This window comes from Streptomyces sp. 15-116A (assembly GCF_025290915.1).
Lineage (GTDB): Bacteria > Actinomycetota > Actinomycetes > Streptomycetales > Streptomycetaceae > Streptomyces.
Window position 1 is genome coordinate 1 of record NZ_JAOCQE010000421.1, and the last position, 3,804, is coordinate 3,804.

General features: G+C 71.3%; 5 protein-coding genes. 2 read left to right on the forward strand and 3 right to left on the reverse strand.

Features of this window, described 5'->3' with window-relative positions; all coding sequences use genetic code 11:
• Positions 1-955 (reverse strand): serine/threonine-protein kinase (locus N4P33_RS33625; protein WP_260830723.1); only part of this gene is annotated, 955 nt, incomplete at its 3' end.
• A gap of 72 nt (positions 956-1,027) precedes the next feature.
• On the reverse strand, positions 1,028-1,876 hold the full coding sequence (locus N4P33_RS33630; protein WP_260830720.1) for a menaquinone biosynthetic enzyme MqnA/MqnD family protein: 849 nt from the start codon (positions 1,874-1,876) through the stop codon (positions 1,028-1,030).
• A gap of 312 nt (positions 1,877-2,188) precedes the next feature.
• Between N4P33_RS33630 and N4P33_RS33635 the strand changes: the two genes are divergently transcribed.
• Positions 2,189-2,392: a cold-shock protein gene (locus tag N4P33_RS33635; protein WP_004984723.1), complete on the forward strand. Its 204-nt coding sequence runs from the start codon at positions 2,189-2,191 to the stop codon at positions 2,390-2,392.
• 133 nt (positions 2,393-2,525) lie between these two features.
• On the opposite strand, the gene N4P33_RS33640 is transcribed toward N4P33_RS33635, so the two are convergent.
• Complete coding sequence (locus tag N4P33_RS33640) at positions 2,526-3,101, reverse strand: helix-turn-helix domain-containing protein (RefSeq protein ID WP_260830721.1); 576 nt, start codon at positions 3,099-3,101, stop codon at positions 2,526-2,528.
• Positions 3,102-3,169: 68 nt separating this feature from the next.
• On the opposite strand from N4P33_RS33640, the gene N4P33_RS33645 reads away from it, so the two are divergent.
• A partial coding sequence (locus N4P33_RS33645) for an AzlC family ABC transporter permease (protein ID WP_260830722.1) occupies positions 3,170-3,804 on the forward strand: 635 nt, incomplete at its 3' end.

The following is a 3,804-nucleotide window of genomic DNA, read 5'->3' on the forward strand; positions in this document are numbered from 1 at the left end:
CCCCCGAAACCGCCGGCGTCGTAAAAGCCACAGGACCCGACGCGGGCCCCGCCCCCTCCCCCGCCTCCAGGTTCAGCAGCCGCACCGCCGCCCGGCTGACCTGTTCCACCAGCGGGCCCGGGAGCCAGCCGCCCGTGACCAGGCGGGCGGCGCCCTCGGGGGCCAGGCGGCGGGCCACCTCCGCCGGGGACGGGCGGGCGGCGGGGTCCTTGTTCAGGCAGGACTCCGCCACCGCGCGCACCTCGCCGTCCAGGTCGCCCAGTTCCGGCGGCTCGTGGACGACCTTGTAGAGCAGCGCGGCCGAGGAGTCCCCGGGGAACGGCGGCGCGCCCGTCGCCGCGTACGTCAGGACCGCCCCCAGGGAGAAGACGTCCGCCGCGCCGGTGACGCCCTTGCCGAGGATCTGCTCGGGCGACATGTAGCCGGGGGAGCCGATGGAGACGCCGGACGAGGTCAGGGAGGCCGTGCCGTCCATGGCCCGGGCGATGCCGAAGTCGATGAGGAGGGGGCCGTCGAGGGTGAGCAGGACGTTGGACGGTTTCACGTCCCGGTGCACCAGGCCCAGTTCGTGTACCGCCGTCAGCGCTTCGGCGAGGCCCGCTCCCAGCGCCCGTACCGTGGCGGTCGGCAGCGGGCCGGCGTCCACGACCGCCGCCTCGAGGGACGGGCCGGCGACGTACGCCGTGGCCACCCACGGGACGCGGGCGTCGGGGTCGGCGTCCAGGACGGGGGCGGTCCAGGCGCCGCCCACCCGGCGCGCGGCCTCGACCTCGCGCCGGAAGCGGGCGCGGAACTCGTCGTCGAGCGCGAAGTGCGGGTGCACGATCTTGACCGCGACCGTGCGGCCGCCCGCGCTGCGGCCCAGGTAGACCCTGCCCATGCCGCCGGAGCCGAGCCGGCCGAGCAGCCGGTACGGTCCCACGACCGTGGGTTCGTCCACTTCGAGCGGCCGCATCGCGTCCACCCCTCCCCCGTAACACCCTGACGCTGGAACCTTCCAGCAGGGTAGTGCGCGGGTGCCACAGGCTCACGGCTGCAGCAGATCCACCTTCACGTCCGCCGGGAATCCCGTCGTCGGGCCCACCCTGCGGGCGAACTCCGCGACCGCCTCCAGCTGCGGGGGGCCGAAGCTGAAGTCGAGGGTGGTGAAGTACTGGGCCAGGGTCCGCTCGTCGAAGGCCTCCCAGCGGGCCGCCTGCTCGGCGATTTTGCCGACCTCCTCCAGGGAGAGATTGCGGGAGGCGAGGAAGGCCTCGTGCACCTTGCGGGTGATGACCGGCTCGCGCTCCAGGTAGTCCCGGCGCGCCGCCCAGACCGCGAAGACGAACGGCAGGCCCGTCCACTCCTTCCACAGCGCGCCCAGGTCGTGCACGTCGAGGCCGAAGCGCGGCCCGTCGAGCATGTTCGCGCGCAGTGCCGCGTCGCCGATGAGGACGGCGGCCTCGGCCTCCCGCATCATCAGGCTCAGGTCGGGCGGGCAGGTGTAGTAATCGGGCAGGACGCCGAACCGCTCGGCGAGCAGCAGCTGGGCGAGGCGTACGGAGGTGCGGGAGGTCGACCCGAGGGCGACCCGGGCTCCGTCCAACCGGTCCAGCGGGACCTGCGAGACGATCACGCAGCTCATCACGGGGCCGTCGCAGCCGACAGCGATGTCGGGGAAGGCGACCAGGTCGTCCGCGTGCTTGAGGAACTCGACCAGGGTGATCGGCCCGATGTCGAGGTCGCCCTGCACCAGCTGCTCGCTGAGCTTCTCGGGGGTGTCCTTCGTCAGCTCGAAGTCGAGGAGCGTGCCCGTTCTCGCAAGCCCCCAGTACAGGGGCAGGCAGTTCAGGAACTGGATGTGGCCGACGCGCGGCCGGGTGCGAGGATTGTCCACATCGTGAGGCTAGCCCTCGGGTGTCACGGCGGAGCCTCCGGCCCCGCCGCCCGCAGGACGTCCTGGCGCGGGACGGGTGGGACAGGGGGCGCGTTCAAACATTCGGGTGACGTGATCTTGACCTCTGTTGCATTCCGGCGCCCCCGTGCTAGGCTCATCGCAAGTTGCAGTTTGGTTTCCCTTGCAGTACAGAGCCTGCGGAGCATGTGACCGCGGGCTCTCGTCGTTCTCAGACATATGCAGTTGTGCAGAATTAGTCTTCACACTTGCTGGTTCTGGAGCAGGGCAACCCTTTGGGCCCAAGGAGGGCTTATGGCTACCGGAACCGTGAAGTGGTTCAACGCCGAAAAGGGCTTCGGATTCATCGCCCAGGAGGGCGGCGGTCCCGACGTCTTCGTCCACTACTCCGCGATCAACGCGACCGGCTTCCGGTCCCTCGAGGAGAACCAGCAGGTGTCTTTCGACGTCACGCAGGGCCCGAAGGGCCCGCAGGCGGAGAACGTCACGCCGGTCTGATCTTCAGATCCTTCCTCTGATCGGGAACGACTAGCAGTACCCAAGGAGCCCCGCGCCGTCAGGCGACGGGGCTCCTGCCTTTTCCGGCCGCCGCCCCCTCATGAATTCGCGGTGAATTCCTCCCGAATGCGCCTCATACGTGCTGCATGATCAGGACGAATTTCGTGCCGGGCTCCAGCGCCTCGTACGTATGCGCCACGTCCCCGCGGTACGCCATGTAGTCCCCCGCGCCGAGTTCCACGCTCTCTCCGCCGGGGCCCGCCTTGATCCGTCCGGCGCTCACCACAATGTGTTCCACCGTTCCCGGAAGGTGCGGTTCCGAGTCGCGTACCGTGCCGGGCTCCAGGGCGACGGCGTAGATGTCGCGGCGGGCTCCGGGCGGGCTCGCCGACAGCAGCGTGGCCAGATAGCTCGACTGCTCGGAGTGGACGGTCGGTCCCTGGCCCGCCCTGATGACTTGGACCGAGGAGACGGGCGGCTCCACGAGCGCGGCGAACGGCACGCCGAGCGCCACCGCCAGCGCCCAGATGGTCTCCATGCTCGGGTTGCCGCTCGCCGCCTCCAGCTGGGACAGCGTGGACTTGGCGATACCGGCGCGTCTGGCCAGCTCGGTCAGGGAGAGACCGGCGCGGGTGCGTTCGCGGCGCAGGGCGGCGGCGATCCAGTCGAGGGGGAGGCGGGGCGGGACGCCCGGGGCACCTTCGGCCATGTCGTTCGCTCCAGCGGTCTACTTGTTCGGCTTGACGAACAGCTGCTCTCTTGTCCATCGTAGAAAACATGCGTTCGGTACAGCGAACAAGGATAGGCGCCGTCGGCGGTGCCATCGACGGCGACCTCGTCCGTGATGTGTCCCTGGTCTGCCTGGCCGGGGGCATCGTCGGCGTGTCGTTCGGCGCGATCGCCGTGGCCGGGGGGCTGCCGGTGTGGGTGCCGGTGGCGATGTCGCTGCTGGTGTACGCGGGGTCGGCCCAGTTCAGCGCGGTCGGTGTGCTGCTCGCCGGGGGCGGACCGGTCGCGGCGGCGGTGACCGGGCTGCTGCTCAACACCCGCACAGCGGCCTTCAGCCTCGCCGTCGCCGAGCACATCGGCTCCGGGCGGCTCGCCCGGCTGGTCGGCGCCCATCTGGTGACCGACGAGACGGTCGCCTTCACCCTGGCCCAGACGGACCCGGCACGGCGCCGGGCGGCGTTCTGGGTCTCGGGCGTCGGGATGTTCACCGTGTGGAACGTGGGCGTGCTGGCGGGCGCGCTGGCCGGCGACGCGCTGGGCGACACGGCACGCTACGGGCTGGACGCCGCGTTCCCCGCCGTACTGGCCGCCCTGGTCCTCCCCGCCCTGCGCGAGGACGCGGGCATCCGCCGCGCGGCCCTCCCGGGCGCGGCCCTGGCCCTCGCGGTGACACCGGCGGTACC